22 protein-coding genes are annotated in these 22,853 nt (G+C 56.7%); 7 read left to right on the forward strand and 15 right to left on the reverse strand.

All coding sequences use genetic code 11. The annotated features are described in order from the left end of the window. The first annotated feature begins 88 nt into the window (after positions 1-88). A complete protein-coding gene (locus tag WFM46_RS09515) occupies positions 89-292 on the forward strand; it encodes a YbdD/YjiX family protein (RefSeq protein WP_032616354.1) in 204 nt (67 codons plus the stop codon). 10 nt (positions 293-302) lie between these two features. Next, entirely contained in the window at positions 303-1,256 is a 954-nt protein-coding gene (yjiA, locus tag WFM46_RS09520) for a GTPase (RefSeq protein WP_336997519.1), read from the forward strand. Between the two features lie 35 nt (positions 1,257-1,291). On the opposite strand, the gene WFM46_RS09525 is transcribed toward yjiA, so the two are convergent. Then, entirely contained in the window at positions 1,292-2,056 is a 765-nt protein-coding gene (locus WFM46_RS09525; RefSeq protein ID WP_214421591.1) for a hypothetical protein, read from the reverse strand. 484 nt (positions 2,057-2,540) lie between these two features. Between WFM46_RS09525 and WFM46_RS09530 the strand changes: the two genes are divergently transcribed. Further along, positions 2,541-3,086 carry a YfaZ family outer membrane protein gene (locus WFM46_RS09530; protein ID WP_336997520.1) on the forward strand — a complete coding sequence of 182 codons (546 nt, stop codon included), beginning with the start codon at positions 2,541-2,543 and terminating at the stop codon, positions 3,084-3,086. Positions 3,087-3,185: 99 nt separating this feature from the next. Here the strand turns inward: WFM46_RS09530 and WFM46_RS09535 are convergent, their stop codons facing one another. The 4 genes from WFM46_RS09535 to WFM46_RS09550 form a co-directional block, all read right to left on the reverse strand. Then, the gene (locus WFM46_RS09535) at positions 3,186-4,556 is read right to left on the reverse strand and encodes an NAD-dependent succinate-semialdehyde dehydrogenase (protein ID WP_336997521.1); all 1,371 of its coding nucleotides are present in this window, start codon (positions 4,554-4,556) and stop codon (positions 3,186-3,188) included. Positions 4,557-5,120: 564 nt separating this feature from the next. After that, positions 5,121-5,300, reverse strand: coding sequence for a hypothetical protein (locus WFM46_RS09540; RefSeq protein ID WP_103178113.1), 180 nt, complete (start codon positions 5,298-5,300; stop codon positions 5,121-5,123). 5 nt (positions 5,301-5,305) lie between these two features. Further along, positions 5,306-5,728: a hypothetical protein gene (locus tag WFM46_RS09545; RefSeq protein WP_103178112.1), complete on the reverse strand. Its 423-nt coding sequence runs from the start codon at positions 5,726-5,728 to the stop codon at positions 5,306-5,308. Next, positions 5,706-6,098 (reverse strand): polymorphic toxin type 44 domain-containing protein, encoded by a 393-nt coding sequence (locus WFM46_RS09550; protein ID WP_103178111.1) that lies wholly within the window; start codon positions 6,096-6,098, stop codon positions 5,706-5,708. The genes WFM46_RS09545 and WFM46_RS09550 overlap by 23 nt, the downstream gene beginning before the upstream one ends. 185 nt (positions 6,099-6,283) lie before the next feature. Here WFM46_RS09550 and WFM46_RS09555 point away from each other — a divergent pair, with 185 nt between their 5' ends. The 3 genes from WFM46_RS09555 (at position 6,284) to WFM46_RS09565 (ending at position 9,145) form a co-directional block, all read left to right on the forward strand. After that, positions 6,284-7,027 (forward strand): helix-turn-helix transcriptional regulator, encoded by a 744-nt coding sequence (locus WFM46_RS09555; protein ID WP_336997522.1) that lies wholly within the window; start codon positions 6,284-6,286, stop codon positions 7,025-7,027. 47 nt (positions 7,028-7,074) lie between these two features. Next, on the forward strand, positions 7,075-7,719 hold the full coding sequence (locus WFM46_RS09560) for a LysE family translocator (protein ID WP_336997523.1): 645 nt from the start codon (positions 7,075-7,077) through the stop codon (positions 7,717-7,719). A 145-nt stretch (positions 7,720-7,864) separates the two neighbouring features. Next, a complete protein-coding gene (locus WFM46_RS09565; RefSeq protein ID WP_103178108.1) occupies positions 7,865-9,145 on the forward strand; it encodes a DUF445 domain-containing protein in 1,281 nt (426 codons plus the stop codon). A 29-nt stretch (positions 9,146-9,174) separates the two neighbouring features. Here WFM46_RS09565 and bglB read toward each other — a convergent pair whose 3' ends face one another. The 7 genes from bglB to WFM46_RS09600 form a co-directional block, all read right to left on the reverse strand. After that, complete coding sequence (gene bglB, locus WFM46_RS09570) at positions 9,175-10,248, reverse strand: beta-galactosidase BglB (RefSeq protein ID WP_336997524.1); 1,074 nt, start codon at positions 10,246-10,248, stop codon at positions 9,175-9,177. Continuing rightward, positions 10,245-11,321, reverse strand: a complete 1,077-nt coding sequence (locus WFM46_RS09575) for a hypothetical protein (protein ID WP_336997525.1) — start codon at positions 11,319-11,321, stop codon at positions 10,245-10,247. The genes bglB and WFM46_RS09575 overlap by 4 nt, the downstream gene beginning before the upstream one ends. A gap of 230 nt (positions 11,322-11,551) precedes the next feature. Then, a complete protein-coding gene (locus WFM46_RS09580; protein ID WP_336997526.1) occupies positions 11,552-13,225 on the reverse strand; it encodes a hypothetical protein in 1,674 nt (557 codons plus the stop codon). 84 nt (positions 13,226-13,309) lie between these two features. Beyond that, complete coding sequence (locus WFM46_RS09585) at positions 13,310-14,389, reverse strand: DUF2955 domain-containing protein (protein ID WP_103823107.1); 1,080 nt, start codon at positions 14,387-14,389, stop codon at positions 13,310-13,312. Between the two features lie 2 nt (positions 14,390-14,391). Beyond that, the gene (locus WFM46_RS09590) at positions 14,392-15,459 is read right to left on the reverse strand and encodes an HlyD family secretion protein (protein WP_336997536.1); all 1,068 of its coding nucleotides are present in this window, start codon (positions 15,457-15,459) and stop codon (positions 14,392-14,394) included. Further along, positions 15,459-15,926 (reverse strand): MarR family winged helix-turn-helix transcriptional regulator, encoded by a 468-nt coding sequence (locus WFM46_RS09595; RefSeq protein ID WP_103178102.1) that lies wholly within the window; start codon positions 15,924-15,926, stop codon positions 15,459-15,461. The genes WFM46_RS09590 and WFM46_RS09595 overlap by 1 nt, the downstream gene beginning before the upstream one ends. A 190-nt stretch (positions 15,927-16,116) precedes the next feature. Continuing rightward, complete coding sequence (locus tag WFM46_RS09600) at positions 16,117-16,680, reverse strand: helix-turn-helix transcriptional regulator (protein ID WP_180209908.1); 564 nt, start codon at positions 16,678-16,680, stop codon at positions 16,117-16,119. Positions 16,681-17,070: 390 nt separating this feature from the next. Here WFM46_RS09600 and WFM46_RS09605 point away from each other — a divergent pair, with 390 nt between their 5' ends. Next, positions 17,071-21,183: an autotransporter outer membrane beta-barrel domain-containing protein gene (locus WFM46_RS09605; protein WP_336997527.1), complete on the forward strand. Its 4,113-nt coding sequence runs from the start codon at positions 17,071-17,073 to the stop codon at positions 21,181-21,183. A 74-nt stretch (positions 21,184-21,257) separates the two neighbouring features. Here WFM46_RS09605 and WFM46_RS09610 read toward each other — a convergent pair whose 3' ends face one another. From WFM46_RS09610 to WFM46_RS09620, 3 genes are read right to left on the reverse strand one after another with little or no spacing between them, the layout of a single operon-like run. After that, a complete protein-coding gene (locus tag WFM46_RS09610; RefSeq protein WP_336997528.1) occupies positions 21,258-21,953 on the reverse strand; it encodes an ArsR/SmtB family transcription factor in 696 nt (231 codons plus the stop codon). Further along, entirely contained in the window at positions 21,928-22,323 is a 396-nt protein-coding gene (locus WFM46_RS09615) for an amino acid-binding protein (RefSeq protein WP_336997529.1), read from the reverse strand. The genes WFM46_RS09610 and WFM46_RS09615 overlap by 26 nt, the downstream gene beginning before the upstream one ends. Then, a complete protein-coding gene (locus tag WFM46_RS09620; protein WP_336997530.1) occupies positions 22,316-22,639 on the reverse strand; it encodes an antibiotic biosynthesis monooxygenase family protein in 324 nt (107 codons plus the stop codon). The genes WFM46_RS09615 and WFM46_RS09620 overlap by 8 nt, the downstream gene beginning before the upstream one ends. Positions 22,640-22,853 lie beyond the last annotated feature (214 nt).

Raw genomic sequence — 22,853 nt, forward strand, 5'->3', positions numbered from 1 at the left:
CGGGTGGCGCTGCGCTGACCCGCCCTACAACGGTACTGTAGGCCCGGATCGCTGCGCGCCACCGGGCTTTTTCTATCTGGATGGCACAATGTTTGGTAACTTAGGCGAAGCAAAAAAATACCTCGGTCAGGCAGCGAAAATGCTGATTGGCATTCCGGACTATGACAACTACGTTGAGCATATGAAGACCAACCATCCGGATAAGCCGTACATGACCTACAACGAATTCTTCCGCGAGCGTCAGGAAGCGCGCTATGGCGGAGGAGGAGAAGGCGGCGTACGCTGCTGCTGAAGGAGAAACCATGACACCGATTGCAGTTACCCTACTCACCGGCTTTCTCGGCGCGGGCAAAACCACCCTGCTGCGTCACATCCTTAACGAACAGCACGGCTTTAAAATCGCCGTCATCGAAAATGAGTTCGGTGAAGTCTCGGTGGACGACCAGCTGATTGGCGATCGCGCCACTCAGATCAAAACCCTGACCAATGGCTGCATCTGCTGCACCCGCTCCAACGAACTCGAAGATGCCCTGCTCGACCTGCTCGACAGCCGCGATCGGGGTGAGATCGACTTCGACCGCCTGGTGATTGAGTGCACCGGCATGGCCGACCCCGGCCCGATTATTCAGACCTTTTTCTCCCATGAGATCCTCTGCCAGCGCTATTTGCTGGACGGCGTGATCGCCCTGGTCGATGCGGTCCACGCCGACGACCAGATGAACCAGTTCACCATCGCCCAGTCGCAGGTGGGCTACGCCGACCGCATCCTGCTGACCAAAACCGATGTGGCGGGCGAGAGTGAAAAACTGCGCGAGCGCCTGATGCGCATCAACTCCCGAGCCCCCATCTATACCGTCACCCATGGCGATATCGACCTGTCTCAGCTGTTCAACACCAACGGCTTTATGCTGGAAGAGAATGTCACCTCAAAACCGCGCTTCCACTTTATGGCGGACAAGCAGAACGACGTGGCGTCGATTGTGGTGGAGCTGGATTATCCGGTGGATATCAGCGAAGTCTCCCGGGTCATGGAGAACCTGCTGCTGTCGTTTGCCGACAAACTGCTGCGCTACAAAGGGATGCTCTGGATCGACGGCGAACCGAACCGCCTGCTGTTCCAGGGCGTACAGCGTCTCTACAGCGCCGACTGGGATCGCCCCTGGGGCGACGAGCAGCCGCACAGCGTCATGGTGTTTATTGGCATTGAACTGCCAGAAGAAGAGATTCGCGCAGGGTTTGCGGGATTGCGGAAGTAACGCCTGATGGCGCCCTCTCCTGCGGAGAGGGTCTGCTATCCGCTACGGAAATGACAGATGTCGCCCTCTGCCCGTAACCTGCTCGGCTGGGGATAAAGCCAATTTGCGATAAACCAGTCGTGCTGCAAACCGCCGCTTTTATCATATATATCTTTCCCGTTAGCCAGAGGAAAATGGAAAACCTGAGAGCCGCTGTCTTGCCCAAAATGCACAACTGCCTCAATTTCCGCATCAGCGCCATAATGCTCGGCCATTTTTTTATTAAAGACGGGCAGATAATCGTGCTGCGCGATGGTAAAAGCATTTTCAGGCGTGGCGACAAAAATATTCTTCAGCTCATCGTTATTTAACCAGTCGGTCAGCCCGGGCAGCGTTACCGCCTGTGACACCATTATCCATGAAGTCTCTCCGGGCCGAAGCAAAATGGGCGTGTTGCGATTCGCATCGTCGGTTAATGCGCAGCGGGAAAAGGAACCGGCCTTACCCTTTGATGCCACCCGGCTCTTTTTGATATCAATCTCAGCGGACGTCAACATCATGGTCTTTTCACCATAATTCCTCACCTCCATCATTAAAAAAAGATCGTTCACCGAGTGGGTTACGAGCGGGCTGGTACGAAACGGCTGCAGTCGCGCCTGAATCACAGCCAACTTCTCCTGCGGCTTTGGGCCTATCATATCCCAGAGGCCAAACAGATCGTTTGCGAAGCCAACGACGCCGGCCGTAACGATGCAGAAGGCAATAATCCGCGTCTTTTTCGTTGCGAATAAACATCGTGCGCGCGTAATCAGGGCGCTCATTTTTTTTCCTTTTTTATTACCACTCAAAATATTCCTACTTCCGTTCTGGCTCTTTTAAGGAGATTACCTTCTCCCCTGCGACATTTTCGGCCGCCTGCCGGCCAGGAACAAGGGGCAATTTATCCCGGCCGCTTTTTCCCGCCGGCAAAATCGCCTGTTCAGGATTTCAGCTTATCTGCAAAAATGTAAATTCACATATTTATCTGTTACATCAGAAACATTTTCGGAAATTATAAGAAATTCAATTAATACTTAACTAATTACTTTTCCCGCCCCGTTCAGTTTCTGTTTAGGCGCTAATCTAAACCTCCGCTCAACATGAAAAATTTAACGATTGACCCGGCACCATTTACACCTTTCGCTCACATTATCTGAACAAAATCCACACAAAATCAGCATAAAACCGTGCTCATGAGCACATTTGCAGCCATAAACCTCGCCTGTTAGGGTGTGCGCAGACAAATTAGATGACGAGGCATAAAACATGAAAAAGCTTAATATCTTCATCCTTGCTGCACTGACCGCGATTTCTGGCTCCGTGATGGCCATGGGCGGCAGCATTGAGCAGAGCAAAAACTTCACCAATCTGAACCTTGAGATGGGTAAATCCTCCTCAGGTCTGTATGCCGAAGGTAACTGGCTGAAAAACACCGATGACGGCACCCAGACCGGCGGTGTTGGCGCGGGTTATAACCTGGAAGTGGGGCCGGTGATGCTCAATGCCGGTGCGAAAGCCATCTACCTCGGACCGAAGAAAGGCGATAACGGCGTGGCATTCCCTATCGGTGGTGGCGTCAACCTGGCCCTGACCGACAGCATCCACGTTTACGGTGAAGGCTATGTCGCGCCGGAAGGACTGAATAACAGCGTGAAAAACTACGTTGAAGCCAACGGCGGCGTGAGCTGGACGCCGGTTACCCCCGTTACCCTGAAGGTGGGTTACCGTCACGTCAGCGTTGACGGCAAAGATGGCCGTCCGGGCCACACCCTGATTGACGGCGCCTACGTTGGCGGCGGCGTCACCTTCTGATAAAGCCAGGCCTGTAGCAGCGCCGCCATGCGGATATTGCTCCAGGCCGAAGCATAAAAAAGGCGGCATCCGCTGCCGCCTTTGTACCGGTAAAGACATTTACCGGCGGATCACCACCAGCTTCTGGTTCACAAACTCTTTGATCCCCAGATCCGACAGCTCACGCCCGTAACCAGAACGCTTCACCCCGCCAAACGGCAGCTCTGCCGCGGTATCGGTGAGCCAGTTGATCCACACCATCCCGGTTTCGATCTTCGAGGCCATCTTTTTGGCACGATCGGTATCTTTACTGAAGATCGCGCCGCCCAGACCGTAGTGCGAGTCGTTGGCGAGTTTCACCGCCTTCTCATCATTTTTCACCACATAAATCTGCGCCACCGGGCCGAAGAACTCTTCGAAGTACGCCGGGTTATCGCGGGTGATATTGGTCAGGATGGTCGGCTCAAAGAAGCTGCCCTCGCGCTGCACCGGTTTGCCGCCGTAATGCAGCGTGGCACCATTTTTCACCGCCTCATCGACCTGCTTTGTCAGGGTTTCCAGCGCGTCTTTAGAGGAGAGCGGCCCAAGCGTGGTGCTCTCGTCCAGCGGATCGCCAATCTTCACCTGCTTAAAGGCTTCGGTGTACTTCGCCAGGAACTCCTCCGCCACTTTCTCGTGGATAATAAAGCGTTTGGCTGCGGTACAGACCTGTCCGGCATTGGCCAGGCGCGCATTGACGCCAATTTTTACCGCTTTCTCCAGATCGGCATCGTCCAGCACCACAAAGACGTCGTTACCGCCCAGCTCAAGGGTCGATTTTTTGATGTGCTTCGCCGCCTGGGCCGCCACGATGCTACCGGCTTTCTCAGACCCGGTCAGCGCCGCACCCTGCACGCGATCGTCAGCGATGATATTGGCTACCTGATCTGAAGAGATAAACAGGTTGGTCCACGCCCCATCCGGGGCACCGGCTTCACGCACCAGATGGGCAAAGGCCTCGGCACAGTGCGGCACGATGCTGGCATGTTTGGCGATAACCGGGTTACCCGCCGCCAGGTTCGGCGCTAGTACGCGCATCAGTTGGTAGTAAGGGAAGTTCCACGGCTCTACGGCCATCACCACGCCGATGGGGTGATGCTCCACCCACGCTTCGCCAAGCTCCGACGGATACTTCACCGGCGCAAGAAACTGCTTCGCATTGTCGGCGTAGTAGCGGGCTATCTGGGCGCAGAGTTTTACCTCGCCACGGCTCTGGGCTATGAGTTTCCCCATCTCCTCGCTGGCGATTTTTGCCAGCTCTTCAGTGCGGGAATCAATAAGGTCCGCCAGCTTATGCAGCACCGCCAGGCGCTTGTCGATACTGCCCTTTGACCAGTCGGAATGATAGAGCGCATCAGCCGTATTCAGCGCCGCTTCGACGTCAGCATCAGTATGAGAAGGATATTCTTTGATGAGTTTGTTGTTGGCAGGATTCACTGTCTGATAGGCCATTGTTGCCTCCTTTTTTACCGCTTGGGGTATTAAGAGTAGTCAAAATAGCTGGTTTCGCAGGTAAAGTTAGGTATACAGGGTGTGCCACCCGGCGGGTGGCGTGCGATATAATGGCTCCATTCAGGCGACGCAGCGTTCGTTCCAGCTGTCTTTGAAGACAATCTTTTCCTATTCGCTTTTTTTTCTGGCAAGAGATTTTTCTAATACACCAATAACGTTTAAACATACGTAGAATACAACAAGCCATAACGCGGCATAAACGAACTTCATTGGCCACACGACAGGCAACATAAGGCAAACTATAAACCCGCCTACAAATAATACGGCTTCAAACAAACTCCAGATCTGAACGGTCAAGAATATCAAAGCCTTCAAAATATGCTTATACATACAGGAGAAAAAATTGCTATTTTTCATTTAATTTACTGTCACGATTTCTATTTTTCTAAATAGAGCCACCATCGTTGGCTTGCTATAAAAACCGCTTCCACAAAGGGTTTTACGAGGGTGAAGTCAATTATATCGAGCGCGCCACCTTCAGGTGATATCTGTTATTTTAGATGACTAAAATTTCCCGCGAACCGCATTACCCCACTGTTCATCGGTAGTTTCTGGAATATCGCTATAATCGATTTCCTTATCAGACTTTTCTGCCAATGCTAACAGTTCATTAGTATGCAGGATAATATGTAGTGGCATATCATCGCGTTTGAGTCTCACCACTGCATGCTTTTTCATGTCCATATGAATTAACGTACTCCTGTGGCAGTAAGATTAATCACAGGGATAACCAGATTTTCCTGAGCGTAGAACATTGTAAGATTACTGAAAGAGTAGATACGCCCTGATAACTTAACATTGATAGTATTTCCGTAGCCACTAATTATGGCACTGCCATTATCTGAAACAAGAAAAGGCTCACTTTCCCTGAGCTGCTCTATCGTCTGATTTTTTTTATCCAGGTAATAACGATAGACATCAGGCACGGTTGCCCCACCCCCATACTGCGTGACGTAAAGCGTCACGTTTTCTGAAATCTCCTTTTGCATCACTAAACGATCGTCGCTTCGACTCTCCATGAAGTATTCATAAGAAAAATAGCCTGCAACGATAATAAGTAACAGGATGGTGATCAGCCGATGTAACCATTTAATAGCCGTGCTGACGTGCATAGTTTATTCCCTGTTTAATCCAAAACTGATCGCGCGGGTCGTCACCATAGGGAAATTCGCCATGCCATGCACCCCATTGTGGACGCGACGTCTTAGCATGTGACTGCGCAAAACCCGCTCCCATATAGAGCGTTTTCTCAGGTATACCCGCGGCAAATCCTGTTGCACCATAATTAAAATTGCCAAAATTTGCCAGTTTTCTGTCTTGCTGTTTGTAATCCCAGGGCCCTCGATTCCGGACTTTTTGATAGAACCAGTAATAAGTTTGCGGCAAGGCCATATTTCTCGACATTCCATTTATACGCGCCTCGCGCATATTCTTATGAATAAGATCCAAACCCTCTTTGGGTAATAATGGTATAACGGCCATATATTCATTCCTTTGATAATTTCACCTATAAGTCCATGATGCGTCGTCGCTATTTTATTTAACCCTGAATTTTATACCACTATTCTAATCACATAACGACCTCTCCCAAATTATTCCAGGCGACACCTTTGTCCGCTCATGCTATAAGCACCTAAGCCCCTTTACCCCTCACACCGGTGACCGCCATGCCCCATACCCGCCACGTCCATCAGACCTTCATACGCCAGCCCGGCGTGGAGCTGCGCAGCACCTGGCAGAGCACGCAAGCCTATAAGCGTCACAGCCATGCTCAGCTCTCTATTGGCGCCATCCTCGAGGGGCAAACCTGCTGCACCTGCAACGGCGAGCCGTTTACGCTTTATCCTGGCGATCTGATTGTGATCCCCGCGCATCTGCCGCACAGCTGTAACCCCGTTGCGGGACAACCCCGCAGCTACCACATGCTCTATCTGGAGACTGACCTTCAGCCCGCCATGCAGGTGATCCGCAGCGAAGCGCTTTTCCGCCAGTATCTGGCTGTGGTTGACACGCTGTCACCCGAAGCTATTGATGCCCTACTGGCAGCGTTGAAAGAAAACCCCTCTCCGCCTGAAACGCTACGCCCCTCCAGCCTTGCGCTGTTACAGACCTTACGCCACAGCCTGCAGGCACCGCCCTCGCTGGATGTCTTAGCCCAACGCTTTTCCCTGCGCAAAGAGACGTTAATCAGAACCTTTAAGCAGGATACCGGCCTGACGCCCGGCACCTTTCTGGCCATCTCCAGGGTAGAGTTCGCCAAAGCCCGGCTGCGCGCCGGGGACAACATCGCCGACGTCAGCTACCAGAGCGGCTTTGCCGATCAGAGCCACTTCCATAAAACCTTCGTCAGCTACACCGCCGCCACGCCGCGCCAGTACGCCACCGGGCGATCAATATCCGACAATAATTAGCGCTCGCACCGGCGTAGCCTGACCTCAGTTTTGCTGATGAGGTCACTATGGAACTGACTCCCGCTCTCTTCCCGCCCGCTTTTCTGGCGCTCGCGCTGGCGCACTTCGTCGCCCTGCTCAGCCCTGGCCCGGATTTCTTTTTGCTGATGGGGTTTGCCGCCCGGCATCGCCTGCGCGGCAGCGCCGGGCTGTGCGTGGGGATAGCCCTGGGCAACGGGCTCTATATCCTGCTGGTGATCGTTGGCGCCAGCGCGTTGCGCCAGTACACGCTACTGTTTAACGCCATTGAACTTCTGGGCGGGCTGTATCTGCTGTGGATAGGCTGGCATCTGCTCCATAGCCGCGCCCGCACCCTGACGCTGGATGATGCGGAGCCGGAACGCCCCGGCTGGCGCAGGCAGCTTCTGCTCGGCCTGGGGTCGGCGGTATTAAATCCGAAAAATGCCCTCTTTTACCTGGCGCTGATGACCGCCCTGCTCGGGCCGAATGTGACGCTGCTCCAGCAGTCGGTGAGCGGCATCTGGATGGTCACGGTGGTGCTGGCGTGGGATCTGGCGGTGGTATCGTTCATCGCCCTGCCCGCCGTTCAGCGGCGGCTGAGCGACCACATCTGGAAAATGGAGCGCGTGGCGGGGGTAGTGCTGATTGCGTTTGGCGTAGGGATTTTATGGCGATTCTTCTTACCCTTGTGAATGCAGAGAAAACGCCTGATGGCGCTACGCTTATCAGGCCTACAACCCCCCCGCGCACTCCTCGTAGCCCCGGTAAGCGCAGCGCCACCGGGGAAAATGCCCGCTCCCTTGCCCCTTCGCCTTTTCTCCCTCTATCCTTAACCCTATGGAAAAACTCGCTGAACTCAAACGCGCCAAGCTGCTGGCGCTGTCGCTGCTGCTGATTGCCGCCGCGACCTTTATCGCTACCCTCTTTCTGCCACAAACCTTTTGGGTGCGCGGCGTAAAAGCCATTGCCGAAGCGGCGATGGTTGGCGCGCTGGCGGACTGGTTTGCCGTGGTGGCCCTGTTTCGCCGGGTGCCGATCCCTTTTATCTCAAAACATACGGCGATTATCCCGCGCAATAAGGACCGGATTGGCGACAATCTCGGCCAGTTCGTGCAGGAGAAGTTTCTTGATACCCAGTCGCTGGTGGCGCTCATCCGCAAACATGAACCGGCGCTGCTCATCGGCAACTGGTTCAGCAAGCCGGACAACGCCGAGCGCGTCGGGCAGCATATTATGCAGGTGATGAGCGGTTTTCTGGAGCTGACCGACGACGGGCGCATTCAACGGATGCTGAAGCGGGCGGTGCATAAGGCGCTGGATAAGGTCGATTTCAGCGAAACCAGCGCCGCCATGCTGGAGAGCATGACGAAAAACGGGCGTCATCAGGTGCTGCTGGACGCGGTCATTAATCGCCTGATTACCCTGCTGCAGCGCGACAGCACGCGCGATTTTATCGCCGCGCAGATCGTCCACTGGCTGAAGACCGAACATCCGCGCAAATCGATGGTGCTGCCCACCGAGTGGCTGGGGGATCAGAGCGCCGAGGTGGTTTCAAACGCGGTGAACGCCATCCTGGATGACGTTAGCCACGATCGAACCCATCAGATCCGCCAGGCCTTCGACCGCGCGGTGCATAAGCTGGTCGATAACCTGAAAAACGACCCGGAAACCGCGGCCAAAGCCGAGAACATCAAAACGTATCTGAAGAACGACGAGGCGTTTAACCGCTATCTGGGCGAAATGTGGGCCGACCTGCGCCAGTGGCTGAAGGCCGATATGCAGCGCGACGACTCCCGCGTGAAGCAGCGTCTCGCCAACGCTGGGCTGTGGTTTGGTGAAACCCTGGTGGCAGACAGCAACCTGCGCGCCTCGCTGAACGAACATCTGGAGCAGGCCGCACATCGCGTGGCGCCCGATTTTGCCCGCTTCCTCACCCGCCATATCAGCGACACGGTAAAAGGCTGGGATGCCAAAGATATGTCCCGCCAGATTGAGCTCAACATCGGCAAGGACCTACAGTTTATCCGCGTCAACGGCACGCTGGTGGGCGGCACGATTGGGCTGATTTTGTTTTTACTCTCGCAACTGCCGGAACTCCTGCCGCTGCTGGGCCGCTAAAAAAGGCCGGATCGCCGGCCTTCTGCGCATTATTCCAGCCAGCCGCCCTGATCGATCTCCAGCAGCAGCAGGATGGTTAACGCCTGGGCGTAGGGCACCGGGGCCATCGCGATATCGCAGTAATACTGAATATCCCAGCCCAGCATGGTGCCGCGGGAGGCTTCCCGCACAATCCCCTCCTCGTCAATGCGCGCCATCACCGCGTCGAACGCCCGCAGGGCATGCCTGCTCACCGACGCATCCAGAATCCCCATCCGCACGCCGCGCAGCATCCCCCAGGCGATACCCGCCGTGGCGGAGGACTCCTGGGGCGAGAGCGGATCGTCCAGCACCGTGTGCCACATGCCGTTCTCCGCCTGTAGCTCGCACAGCGTGCGCACCTGACGCGTCACCACCTGCGCCAGATAGCGACGCACGCTGGCGTCCAGATGCTCGCCCATCAGCGCGATAAATTCCGGAATGGCGACGGTGATCCATGCGTTGCCACGCGCCCAGAACGCCCCGGCGAAATGGTGCTTATCGACAAAGGTCCAGCCGTGATACCACAGCCCGCTTACCGGATCGCTGAGATAGCGGGTGTGGAGCAGGAACTGGTAGCTCGCCTCGTCGATCAGATCCCGGCGTGTGAGCACGATCCCCGCCACGCCGAGGAACAGACAGGTCATAAACAGCGTGTCATCCCACAGCTGGCCGGTGTTCGCCTGCTCTTTCACCACGTGCTGGAATCCGCCCTCTTCGGTTTTTGGCAGATCGCGCAGCAGGGCGTCGGCCCAGTCGTTGACCGTCTCCAGTAGATCCTGGCGGTGATGATGCCCGGCCACCAGCGCCAGGGCGATCATCGGCGCGGTGGTGTTGATCTGCATCTCCGGCAGCCCTTTCGCAATCTGCGTTTCGTACCACGCCAGAATCGACTGCTGCAGCGCCACATCCTGCTGGTGTTCCGCAAAGCGCCAGAAGCCATACAGCCCGACGCCAATCTCCCACTCCCACTCTTCGAAGTTGATGGAGAACCCGTCTCCAGCCCCCACTTCATCAAGATTTTTCAGTCGGCAGAAACCGCGCACCACGCGATCCAGTATTTTCCTCTGCTGCGCGCTGTTCATGCTGTCGCCCCTTTTAAGAATGTTTCTGCATGGGCCAGTAATGCCCCGGTATCGGCGGCACGCGTGAGCGCCAGGCGTTGCTGTTGATGCCCCCGGCGGCCAGAAGCGATAAACAGCGCATCCGGGAACAATTTCCCCGCCAGATACTGCGCCGTCTGGAAGGCGAGCACGTTCTCCTCGCCCCAGAACGCCATCACGTCGCAGCCCCGCTCATCGTGCCAGTAGCGATAGCCCAGCAGCGTGGATTTTACCCGCCGCCACAGCACCGCCGGGAAGTGCTCTCCCCGATGGCGATGCCAGAGAACGAGCAGCGACAGGAGTGAAAACACCGAGCCCGCCTCCCGGACGCTGACGCGCGTCAGGGTGCTGTACAGCAGCGCGTCGAGTTCCGGGCCATATTCCCGCTGCGCCATCAGCGTCAACAGGCGTTGGCCGCTATCGTCGTGGGCCGTCGTACTGTGCGCAGGCGGCGTGTACTGCCGTGGGGCGATGAGCTGCGGGCACGCGTCCGGCAGCCCATAGTCAAGCGGGGTCGCGTCGAGGTAGACCATTTGCAGGGCAAATGTCGTATCGCGTTCAAACAGTTCATCCAGATGGATCAACAGGCGGTTTTTACCGGCGCTCAGCGCTAGCGCGACCTCGGTGTGCTGCATGCGGTTGCGGGTGAAGGGCGTAAAGCAGACCAGCGGCTCGTCGTCACGCCAGAGCCGCACGCCGCCACAGGTCGTCAGACGAAAGGTAAAGGTGCCGCTATGGGGCGCAAAAAGATCCACCCGCAGCCAGCGCTGCAGATGGTACGCCAGCGGATAAAAGCCCGAAAAGGAGAGAATGTTGTTGTCGTCGCTAAAAATCCCTTCCCGGCACGGCAGGGCCTGGGCGGGCTCCACCCGCCGCCGGGCGTGGGTCTTCAGGAACACCCGACGGCAAAACGACGGCGCATCCGGTCCCACCTCACAGGTGGGCTCTGTCGTTTCACCGGTATAAAATTCGGCGAAGCGCTCCGCTTTTGCCGCTGACCCCAGAAAACGCGTGAGTGCGTCACCCTGTGTTAACTGCCAGTCACCTTGCGACATATCTTCCTCATCAGCCCGTCCATTACGCCGCTATCATCAGCAGATTGGCCTTGCGGGGCGAGCAGCCCAGGAGGGAGATTGACGGGATATGCCTGGCAACTCACAAACCGGATAACAGGCAGCGATACAGCGTGATGCCGATCACACCACGTAACCGGCAAGGAAGGAGAATGATGAGGGCGATCACGTCAGGTTTTTAGCCTTCTCCATCTGACGTGATATTGATCACACTAAGACTTTAGTGCCTTCAGCTCTTCGCTCAGGCTGTCCGCCAGGGCGCGCACGCGGGAGGCATCGAACAGCACGTGCATGCCGGGAGAAGCATCGGCATGCTTTAAGCAGAAATCGTCCAGTTCGGCGGCGCTGCGATAGAGCTCCTGGATGTTGATCTGGCAGATTTCGCGCATGCTCCAGCTGTTCTCCACCTCGCGGGCAAAGCGCAGGGTAAAGAACGCCTTCTGGGCATGGACAAACAGATGGCAGTAGAGGGCAAAGCCCTGCCACTCCTCCAGCCAGCGGCGTTTCAGCGCATACGGGAAGGCGGCGGTCTCGGTAAAGCGCAGGGCCGCTTCCTGTAAGGTCTGCGAGGCGTCCCAAGCCTCGTCTTTTTCGCGGGCAATGCGCGCCAGCGACGCGGCAGAGGCTTCCACGTCGCTGGCGCTGAAGAAAATATCGCGCTCCGAACCCGGCAGCCAGTGGTTGCGGTTGAGCTGCCCGTAAAGGCTCCACACTGCCTGGCCATAGCTTTCCGGCACCTGACTGTGGCGATGAAAAACGTGATCGCGCACGTAGATGGCGCCATAGAGCACCTGCCCGGCCTGCTCCAGCAGGGCGTGGAAGGTGGCAAAAGTGTCGGTATCCGGCTGCCAGCCATAGCGCTCATCCAGCCAGCTATTCAGCAGTTGCGCCACGCTAAGGTGGCTGCCATCGCTGGCTAACATCCGGCTACAGGCCACCAGATTGCACTCGCTCAGGGTGCCCATCACCCAGTGGTTATCCACCCCTTCCCAGCTGGCTTTGCACACCACGCCGCGGATTGCCGGATTCGAGCGGCACCACAGCAGACGCCCCTGCAGTTCGTCGATGCGCAGCCAGGGAAAGACGCCCCAGCCCACCTCTTCGCCCACCAGATCGATATCCGCCCACACTTCACGCTCCTCCACCGCCAGCAGGGCCGGGTTATTGGGAAACGACGGCCAGAAACGTTCCGGGGTGAGTTTAATGGAGACGCTGACGCTCTGGGGCAGCGGGCGGATCGCCTCCAGCACGTTGTGCAGATCGTGATTGCCCGCCGGAAACACCCGCAGCACCAGGTGTTTATTTTCAGCCTGCATGGTTCGGGACATGGCATTAAAGCAGCAGCTATAGATGGCCAGGCTCCGGGCGTCGCGCTGGACCTGATTGACCTCGCCCTCTGCCTGTAACTCCCAGTTAGGGCGCGACACGGGCAGCAGGCCGTCGGTGCTGGAGATAGCGACCAGCAGGCCGCTAATGGCAGGAATCCGCTGGCAGATCAGGGCGATTTTACGGGACAGGAACCCGCACCAGAAATCAACGTCGAGGCGCACGCCGTGGCCCGGCTCAAACAGGTGCGGGTGCGCCAGCAGCAGTTCGGTAGGGAAGCTGAACTCTTTGGCCTGCAGGTAAAAACGCAGCCCCTTTTGCTGGCAGAGTTGGCCCAGCCGGTTGAGGTAGACGCAGCGGGCACGCTGCTGGCTGGAGAGGCGGTCGTTGTCGAGATGCGGCGTGTAGCCTTTCGGGGAGACCAGCTTGTCGAACAGATCCGCCTGCCCGACAACCACGGTGTTAAAGTCATGCGCGACGGCCCAGTCCACCAGTTCGCAAGCCTTTTCCCAGTTCCAGTAAGCCTGATTATTCAGCTCCAGCGCCCGCGTCTGCCACATAGATCCCTTCCCTTTGTCATCCGGTTAGCCAACCGGCATTACTACCACAGAAGGGCGAAGTAATGTGCAGACTACCGCACATTATCATTTATCCCCGGCGGGTGGAGTGATGATATAGCGCGTCGGCGCGAAACAGTTAAGAAACAGATGCATAAGGAACACGATCGTCAGGGTCGCCACCAGCGCCACCGTCACCGAGACGATACGGTAGAGATCGCTGAACACCAGGTCGCCGTCCGGGTGCATGTTCTGGCCGAACATGATGCCGATGGTGGTGATGCTGGCAAAACCGACCCCGGCTCCCACCTTCTCCATCACGTGCAGGCGGGCGCCAAACGCCAGCCCGAGCCCAATCAGCGGCATCATTAGCAGCATGTGGCTGCTGTGATCGTAGAGCACCATCTGCACCAGCAGAATATAGAGGCAGCCGAGCACCACCCCCACCACGCGCCACAGCGAGCTCATTACCGCGCCGCGATAGTGCATCGGGAAGAGGATCAGGATGCCCGCCATCAGCGCCGACAGTGAATCGCTGAGATCGCTTATCTGGAACACCACAAAGATCAGCGTCGCCACGGTCCCGGAGAGCAGCGATTCATGGCGCACGCGGGCGGCATCTTTCTCCAGCCGCGGCGGTGGCGTGCGCGGTTCGACATCCGGCAGCAGATAGTGCATCAGCGCGCTTAAGCAAACCGCCATCACGCTGGCTTCGAGGTTGGAAAAGAGCAGCGTGTGCCAGTTGGTGGTGGGATAGCTCATAAAGTTGAGCATGGTGCTCTGGCACACCACCCCCATCGAGCCAAAGAGGAACAGCGGCCCCTGGCTCATAAAGCGAAAACGCATCACGTAGAGGCCAAACACCACCAGGGTCATGATCACTGGCCATTGCGCCAGATAACCGATGATAAACACCATTTCAATGCAGTTCAGGGCGGAACTGAACACAAACTGTTTTGCCACGTGGCGGTTAAAGACCGGCACCAACGACAGTAGCATAATCGGGTAGATGACGAAGAAGACGCCATAGCTGGTGTTGTAGAAGCTCGACACGCTCAGGGCGATCATCCCGGCAAAGACGATGCGCAGGGTCTGGCGAAAGTCGTTGGCGGTATAGACAATGTTGCCGTGCGGGGTAAAGACCCGCGCCAGGGTATTAATAGACATGATCAGTACACATAGTGCAGCAGGCTGACAAGGTGGATCTGCATGCCGGAGAAGAAGCGGGCAAACGGACCTTCGCTGTTATAGAGCTGCACGGTGGCGCGCGCCCCGGTCGGCAGGTGCTTTGGCAGCGGCTCGTCCAGCGCCACGTGAATGCGCATGCGCTGCGCGTCACGCCCCCAACGGTTGGAGGTTTCCGGCTCAGAGAGCTGGCCGTTGACGGCCTCCTGCCCGGCCAGAATACCAGCGTCGCTGCTGGTGACGTGGGCGCGGAAAACGTGGCCCGGGAAGGCGTCAAACACCACGGCGGCATCGGTTCCCTGACGGGTATGGCGCAGGCTCTTTTCCCGGAAATCGGCGACGATATCGCTCTGGTTATTCACCAGCGCCAGCGCCGCCGAACCGGAGGTGGCATAAAAACCGGGGCTCAGCTGCACGTTACTGACGGTCCCGTCCGCCTCGGCGTAGATTTTCGTCCAGCGGAGATTGAGTTCCGCCTCGTCCAGCGCATTACGGTATTTTTGCAGGGTCACGTTACGCTTTTCGTCGCGCTCGCCGCGCTCAATGCGCAGCTGATGAATGGTGGCTTCCAGATTCGCCACCGCCTGCTCGCTGCCCTGCCAGGTGGTGCGGACTTTATCCAGATCCGCCTGGGAGACGTTCTGCAACGTGCTGAGTTTCTGATAGCGATCGAAGGTGACTTTGTCGTTACGGGCGGTGAGCTGGGCGGTTTTCAGGCTCGCCTGGGTCGCCACAATTTGCGCGTCCAGCTGCTGATTGGCGAGACGCGCCTGTTCCAGCGCAATCTGCGCCGCTTCCACTTTATTACGGAATGGCGTCGGATCGAGTTCAAACAGCAGATCGCCCCGCTTCACCTGGCTGTTGTTATGCACGTGCACCGCCGCTACATACCCGGAGACGCGCGCGGAAACGGGCGTCACCACGCGCATCACCGTGGAGTCCGGCGTTAGCGGGATCCAGATATCGGCAATAATGAAATAGACAAACATCAGCAGGAAAGAGGCAATACTTACCCTTACCCAGCGGGCAAACTTTTGTTCAGGGGTCATGATTATTCGGTCTTGTTATCTTCTTCGCGGATAGTCCGCAAGTTGCAGGCGATTTGATTGAGTGTGGCGCTGAAAATCTCCAGATGTTCCGGGGCGATATTCTGCGATACCCGCTCCTGGAACGTCTCGATAATCCGGGTCAGGGTTTTCAGCACCGCGTTACCCTCGGGTGTGAGCGTCAGCAGCCGGATACGCTTGTCATAAGGCGATGTGGTGCGCAGCAGGTAGCCCTGCTTTTCCAGCTGTGAAAGGGTGCGCATCAGCGGCGGCAGTTCAATGCCCTGCACCTCCGCCAGTTCGCTCACCGAGACGTTATCCCCCAACTGCTTTAACTGCATCATCACCGTCCAGCTCGACTGGGTTAACCCGGTGTCGAGAATGGCATCGTCAATCACTGCGCGCCACTGACGCACAATCATTGCCATCCGCATGCCCATCGGCCTGCGGCAGAACAGATCTTCTTCACGCATGGGAGGTCCTCGCTTCACACGCTGAGAAGATAATAGTTATCAGGGTAAGTATCAAGAAACGAGGATGTTAAGCGCAGGAATTGCGAAAGCGGGCAGAGCGTTCATCCCCTGGCAGGTATCAAAATCAACAGCGCTTTTTCCAGGCTTTTTTGTGCCGTCATTCTTCGTTCAATAGAGGTCGCTTGCAGAATCAAGCACGTTGATCAAATTTTTTAAACAACCCGGTCAGATTGGTCACAGCGAATTTACGATAAATATTGCGTCGATGATGGCTTACTGTTTTTCCCGTTACGTCCAGATAGCGGGTAATTTCTTTATTCTTTTTCCCCGACACAATATAGGGCAGCAGCATGGTTTCCATACGGGTTAACCGTTGTTCTTTTTCAAGATGGTGCCAGCGGGCATTTTTAAAAATAGTGACCGGCTGATCTTCCTGGGCAAGATGGGCAAGACATGCGCTTAACTTTCGCACGGCACTTTTACAGTCGATGGTATAATCGGCAATAGTATTAATGAGAATATTTTCAATCGTGCTTTCGTAGCACACATCCCGGGTGATAAAAATAAAATAGCTCTGCTCGTACCGGTTTTTTAGATCCAGTAGGGCATGCAGAACTTTGATATCAGACTCACCATAATCCACTACAATCGCTTTGGTGCGAGAAAGATCCTCTTTTGTCGCTTTTTTGATGTCATCAAGATAATGCACCTGCTGAAACGACGGCGCGTCGAACATTAACTGTTCAACCAGCATGGCAAACCCCTGCTGGAAATATCTACAGGATGTTAAAACTATTACCATTCCCTTTACCCTCACCATCACTGTGGATTTATTAATAATCAGTGAGAATGTATTAATTTGCAATTAACAGTTTTCCGGGGGATTGTAGGAATATTCTCAAGTAATTAGCGGCATTTCGTGCTATCGCGCACAAAAAATGATATTTAACGAAAAGTTTAATCAGTTATAACAGCAAGATATCCGACCACTTAAGACTTTTCCAGGCAAGGAAAGAACAATCCCACCCTCAATATTATTTTCTTTTGTTATGCTGCAAAATGTAACGAAGGATTAAACGGTGTATGTATTTTTATATTCGCTATCGCGAAATAAAATCATTACGTAATAAGAGAGGGACACCTTATGAATAAATCATTTCGCCTGAATCAGCTGGCTATTAGCATGAGCATGATTCTGGGCAGCAGTTTTCTTTTGTCTCCAGCACTGGCAAATACCTGCTCGGGCACTGCATTTACCGGAACCTGCGGATTAACGCAATATGACATGACGTCACCGATAACGCCAAAGCCTACCGCGTGGTATTTCACTCAGAAAACCCAGGATGCGGCCATTGACGGCACGGCCAGGGCCCAGAATATCTATTTTGCCAGCGGCACCTCTTCCCGAACCTCTTCTGATATCCAACAGCTTCTTGTTGATGGCGCGAATCTGAGTGGCCATTATATCAACGTCAGTAAAGAGGGCTCAGCTACCGTTGTCCTGAACAATAAGGCCGCGGTGGACTTCATCGAGGCGGGCGCGAAGAGTTCTAACACCAATACCCATATCGTTGTCGATAACTCTACCCTGAACGGTGCCGCTAAGGGGGGAGATTATGATATAAAAAACGCCCCAAACTCGAAGTACTATCTTGACGGAAACGCCATTCATCTGGACGTCGCTGACAGCGGTGATGCCGATATTGATATCCAGAACAATAGCTTGATTACAGGCCGCATCTACGTGGGCGGCGCGGGGACACACGACGTCACCGTGCAGGACAGCCGTATTCAGGCGGGCAGCATTTTGCTGTACAACGCGACAAATAATAACGCCATTACGGTGCAGAACAGCCTCATCGATACCACTAACGCCGTCTCCAAAACAGCCAATGCGATAGAAATCACAAACCTCACCGCTGCAGATAAAACGCATACGATTGTAGTTGACCATAGCCAGCTGACGGGCTCGGTGGCCCTCTCTACCTCAGGCAGCACCAGCGCGCTGTCGGTTACCGATTCCACCATCACCAAAACCACCCAGAAAAACGGTAACGCCATTATCCTGTCAAATGGCAAAGCCGCTCAGCTGAGCCTGGATAATAGCGAGATTGTCGGTCATACGGTGCTTTCCGGCTCGGAGAGCGTTACCGCCTCGCTGGCGGACTCCTCCCTTAACGGCAACCTGATTGCCAACAAAGCCGCGCAGATTGCCATGGATATCACCCGCTCTGTGCTGACAGGCAACGTCGATGCCAGCGCCGGCCAGGGCAGCGTGGATCTGCATCTGACCGACAGCACCCTCTCCGGGGATATCAACCTCAACGGTGCCAAAGTGCTCCGCTCCGACATCTGGCTGGATAACGCTGAGGTGGCGGGTAATCTGTACGGCAGCGGCGCTGCGAGCACCCTGCACCTGGCGAACATGCCTGAGTTTAGCGGGACGAAGTTCAGCAACTTCGGCAAGCTGGCTATCGCGGACGATGTGGTCCTCACCGACGGCTTTACCGACACCAACGTGGGCAGCGCCCTGACAGTGAACGGCACTACCGTGACCGCGCCGGTGCAGCTGAGCAGCGGCAATTTAACCTTTGATAACACCAAACTTATCGCCGATACCCTGGCGCTGAGCAGCGGCGCATCGTTGAATATGATCAACCATAGCCAGCTGCAAACCCGTTCTGACCAGCTGTTCAACCTGGCGGCCTCATCCCTGCTACCAGAGGGCTATAACGAGACCGGCGCGAACGTAGGCTTTACTGACAGCACGCTGATCCTGACCGATGACACCTACCATCTGGACTATGTGAAGGCGGTCAATGAGCTGCTGGGCTCCACAGAAGGCAACAGCCTGGTGATGCTCGGCACGCTGCAGAATGCCGATAGCGTGGCGGGCACCGCCAGCGTAATCGAAGCCGCCATGACCCAGGCGGTGCTGGCCAACACCCAGGTTACCTCTGACAAAAACCGGCTCATTATCGGCGAGAAAGATGCGATCACCGATGACACCATTTTCGTGCGGAACGGCTTCGGCGCATCGCAGCTGCGGTTTGAAGGTGAAGGCCAGCCAGCGGTGGATATTGTCGGCGGCCAGACGCTGACTCTGACCGGGGCCGCTGGCGCGTTGATCGACGTGGCCGGCGCACCCGATGCGCCTGTTGCGGTAGCGGTCAATAACGGGACGCTGAACTTAGGCATCGCAGCCATGCAGGATGTGACCGGTCATCTCACCGGTACCGTCACCGTGGCCCCTGAAGGCGCGCTGAACATTGTGGCAGGCGATCACACGCTGGTTTCCGGCGGATCTGCTGCCGGGGTAGTCAGCAGCGGCCTGGTCAGGGTTGAACAACAAGCCACTCTGCACAGCGATGTCGCGCTTCAGGATAGCGCCCAGATGGCGGTTAACGGTTCCCTGCTGGCAGGGCAGCTCTCGGCCAGCCAGGAGGCACAAATCACCGTCGGCGATATCGCCGCCGCGGGCACGCTGGTCGCAGAACGTTTGGATCTGCAGGGGGCCCGGATGTTTATCGACCCGGCCTGGACGGATGGCGGGACGCTGGCTAACGCCTCCCATGTGGCAAGCGGCGGCAGTGAGATTAACGGGCGCGTCACCGTGGGTCAGAACGCCCTGCTGGTGTTGGGTGATACCTCCACCGCTGCGGCAGAAGCCCGTTTCGCCAACAGCGGCTTAACCTGGGGTGAAAACGCCATCACGGCGGCGGTCTCTGTCCATACCCCGCAATACCTTAACGCCACCCAGGGCGGGCTGCGGGTCGACGGTTCACTGACCGGCAGCTCAGCCGACCGTGACGCCGCCTTTAATACCGTTGACTTTGCCGACCACTCTTTGCTGATGGTCAGCACGAAGGAGATGACCAATGGCCAGGCCGCGCTGAATGCGACCGAGGGTAGTCTGAACGTAGCGGACAGCGCCGCACTTTACGTTGCGGATGCGAAGGCCAACCAGACTTACTCGGTTGCCAGAGGCTTTAGCGATGTCAACATCGCTGGAAACGGCTGGCAGAACGAGAATCTGCTGCTGAATAAACTGCTGACGGCCACGACCCAGGAGCGTGACGGCGAGGTGCGGGTCACTACCCAGGCTCGTGCGGCACAGGACGTCCTGCCGGGCGTGGTCACTACCCATGCGCTGGATCAGCTTATCGCCAGCGGAGAGAACTCACGCTCTGCCAGCCAGGCGGGCGCACGTTATCTGTCGGTTGCTATCGATACGCCACAGGCGAGCGTGGATGAGGTAGTAAGAACCATCAACAGCGCGGCGCAAATCGCCACTGCGGGCGGCGTGCAGCACAATACCTGGGCGGCAGGCAACGCGGCGGTGGATGCCGTTCTGGAGCGTAACTCCATTGCCAACGCGGGCCTGCAACCCGCTGACACTGACGCCAGCGTCTGGGTTCACGCCCTGTACGGTAACCCGCGCAGCAGCGACCTGAGCGCCGGGAATCTGAGCTACGGCCAGAACAGCAAATTCTACGGCCTGATGATGGGAGGAGACAAAGCCTGGCAGACCGAACACGGCACCCTGCGCAGCGGCGCGGCGTTCCATGCCGGTAATGGCGACAGTGATTCACGCGGCGATACCAACGCCACCCACAATGATTTCAGCTTCTGGGGCGTTACCCTGTACCAGAACTGGAACCAGGATCGCTGGAACCTGACGGGCGACGTCAGCCTGACCCAGACCAGCAACGATGTTTACCAGAAACAGCCGGGCTGGATGGAAGCAGGCAACAAGCTGAAGGCAAACGTCGACGGGATGCTGTTCAGCGCGGGCGTGCGGGGTGAGTACCTGATCGAAACCGATGTGCTGGATATCATTCCTCATGCGGGTGTGCGTTATAACCAGCTCAAGACCGAGGCCTTTGATACCAAAAACGATCAGGATGAACGCGTCTTCCATACCGATAAAGGCACGCAGAACATCTGGCAGTTCCCGGTAGGGGTGAAAGTAGCGAAAACCTTCGCGCTGGATTCCGGCTGGAAGATGAGTACCCAGGCCGATGTCGGCGTGGTTGCTGTCACCGGCGACCGGGAGAGTCAAAACACCCTGCACACCGTGGGCATCAGCGCCAGCGATACTCTCCGCGCAGAGATCATGGATGACACCGCCTTTAACGGCCAGTTGGGGGTGAAAATGCAGAAAGGCAATATGACCTTCGGCGTGGGCTATAACGTGAATGCCTCTCATCACGACACCGATCAGACAATGAGCGCCACCTGGTCGCTCAACTTCTAAAACAAACAAGCCGCATACAGAGTATGCGGCTGCTTTTTTGTAGGCCCGGCAAGCTGGCGCCGCCGGGCGTTTCCTTAACGGCTAAAACGCTGCTGAATGGCCCGCAGCCCTGATGCCGTCACCGTCACCTCGCGAAACCCTTCCACCCGCTGGATCCAGCCTTTGGTTTCCAGGAAAACCAGCAGCGCTGCGCCCGCCTCACCGCCCAGGTGGAAACGGCGTTCGCTCCAGTCCAGGCAGGCGCTACACGCTTTGCGCCGGGTATTAGCCTTAAGCGCGATCCCCAGCGCCAGGAACGCCTCGCGGCCTTTTCCGGTGAGGGCAGACCCGTCTGCCACCAGCCAGCCTTCGGCCTGCATAAAATCATAGATCTGCACAGCGACCGTGCCCGCGAGATGGTCGTAACAGGTGCGGGCATAACGCATCGACGCTGGTGCGGTGGTTTCCGGCGGCGTGATGCGGCTCCACGACAGCCCCATCATCTGCTCTACCAGCTCCGCAACGTCGTGCCCCGCCAGACGATAGTAGCGATGCCGCCCCTGAGAAAGGCAGGTAATCAGCCTGCCCTCCACCAGCCGGGCGAGATGGCCGCTGGCGGTTGAAGGGGCCACATCCGCCACCGCGCTGAGCTCCGTGGCGGTCCACGCCCGCCCGTCCATCAGCGCACAGAGCATTTTGACCCGTGACGGATCGGCCATCGCCGCCGCAACAGCCGCAACGGCCAGCTCCAGCGCAGCGCTATTATCAGGAGGTAAACGCGTCTTTAACATTGGCAGCCCACGGCCCGGTGATCTCTGCGGCCAGCTTATCATTATCCGTCAGCAGAATAAGGTGATTCGCATGATCGCTGTACTGGGTCAGGATGGAGACCCCCTGCGCGGCCAGCGCGGCGGCAATCTCGCCCAGCTCACCAGGGCGCGCCTGTTTCAGCTTACGGATCAGTGGTTTTCGCACCGCTTTCACATTAAAACCCGCGGCAAGGAGGAGGCGCCGGGCTTTTTCGCCCTCCTCCACCAGGAAATGCGCCTCTACGCCAAACACGCCGCCGCCCTCCAGCCCTACGCCGTTGCGCCCCAGCAGTTGACCAAAACGTGCCAGCTCGCCAGGGGTGTCGTTGAACCTCACATGAACGTCATACATCGGCATGCCCTCCGGTTTCTGAACTGTATTCCCGCACCACCTGCGCCACGCGAATACGGTAGTGGGTAAAAATCGACGCCCGCCCTTCGGCCTGTGCGGCCTGGTGAAACAGGTTTTGCTTCCAGTGGCGAATCGCCTCTTCATCCCGCCACCAGGAGAGGGAGAGGATTTTGCCCTCGGTGGTCAGGCTCTGAAAACGTTCAATATCGATAAAACCGTCGATATCCGCCAGCAGCGGTTTTAGCTCGGCGGCCAGCTGCAGGTAACGCGCCTGGTGCGCGGGTGCGGCTTTGGCTTCAAACAGGACTGCAATCATGATCTCTCTCCGTTGTGAGGTTAAGGAGAGAGTGCAGGAAACAAAAACGTGATGCTTCGGTGAAGAGCGAAATGTCGCTTTCGTGCGCCGGGGGTTGCCGGGTGGCGCTGCGCTTACCCGGCCTACGGAATGGCGGTTGTGGCATCGATGCGCAGGAACCGCCGGGTGGCGCTGCGCTTACCCGGCCTACCCAGGCTCGAATCGTAGGCCCGGC

Source organism: Leclercia sp. M50 (genome assembly GCF_037150775.1).
Classification (GTDB): domain Bacteria; phylum Pseudomonadota; class Gammaproteobacteria; order Enterobacterales; family Enterobacteriaceae; genus Enterobacter.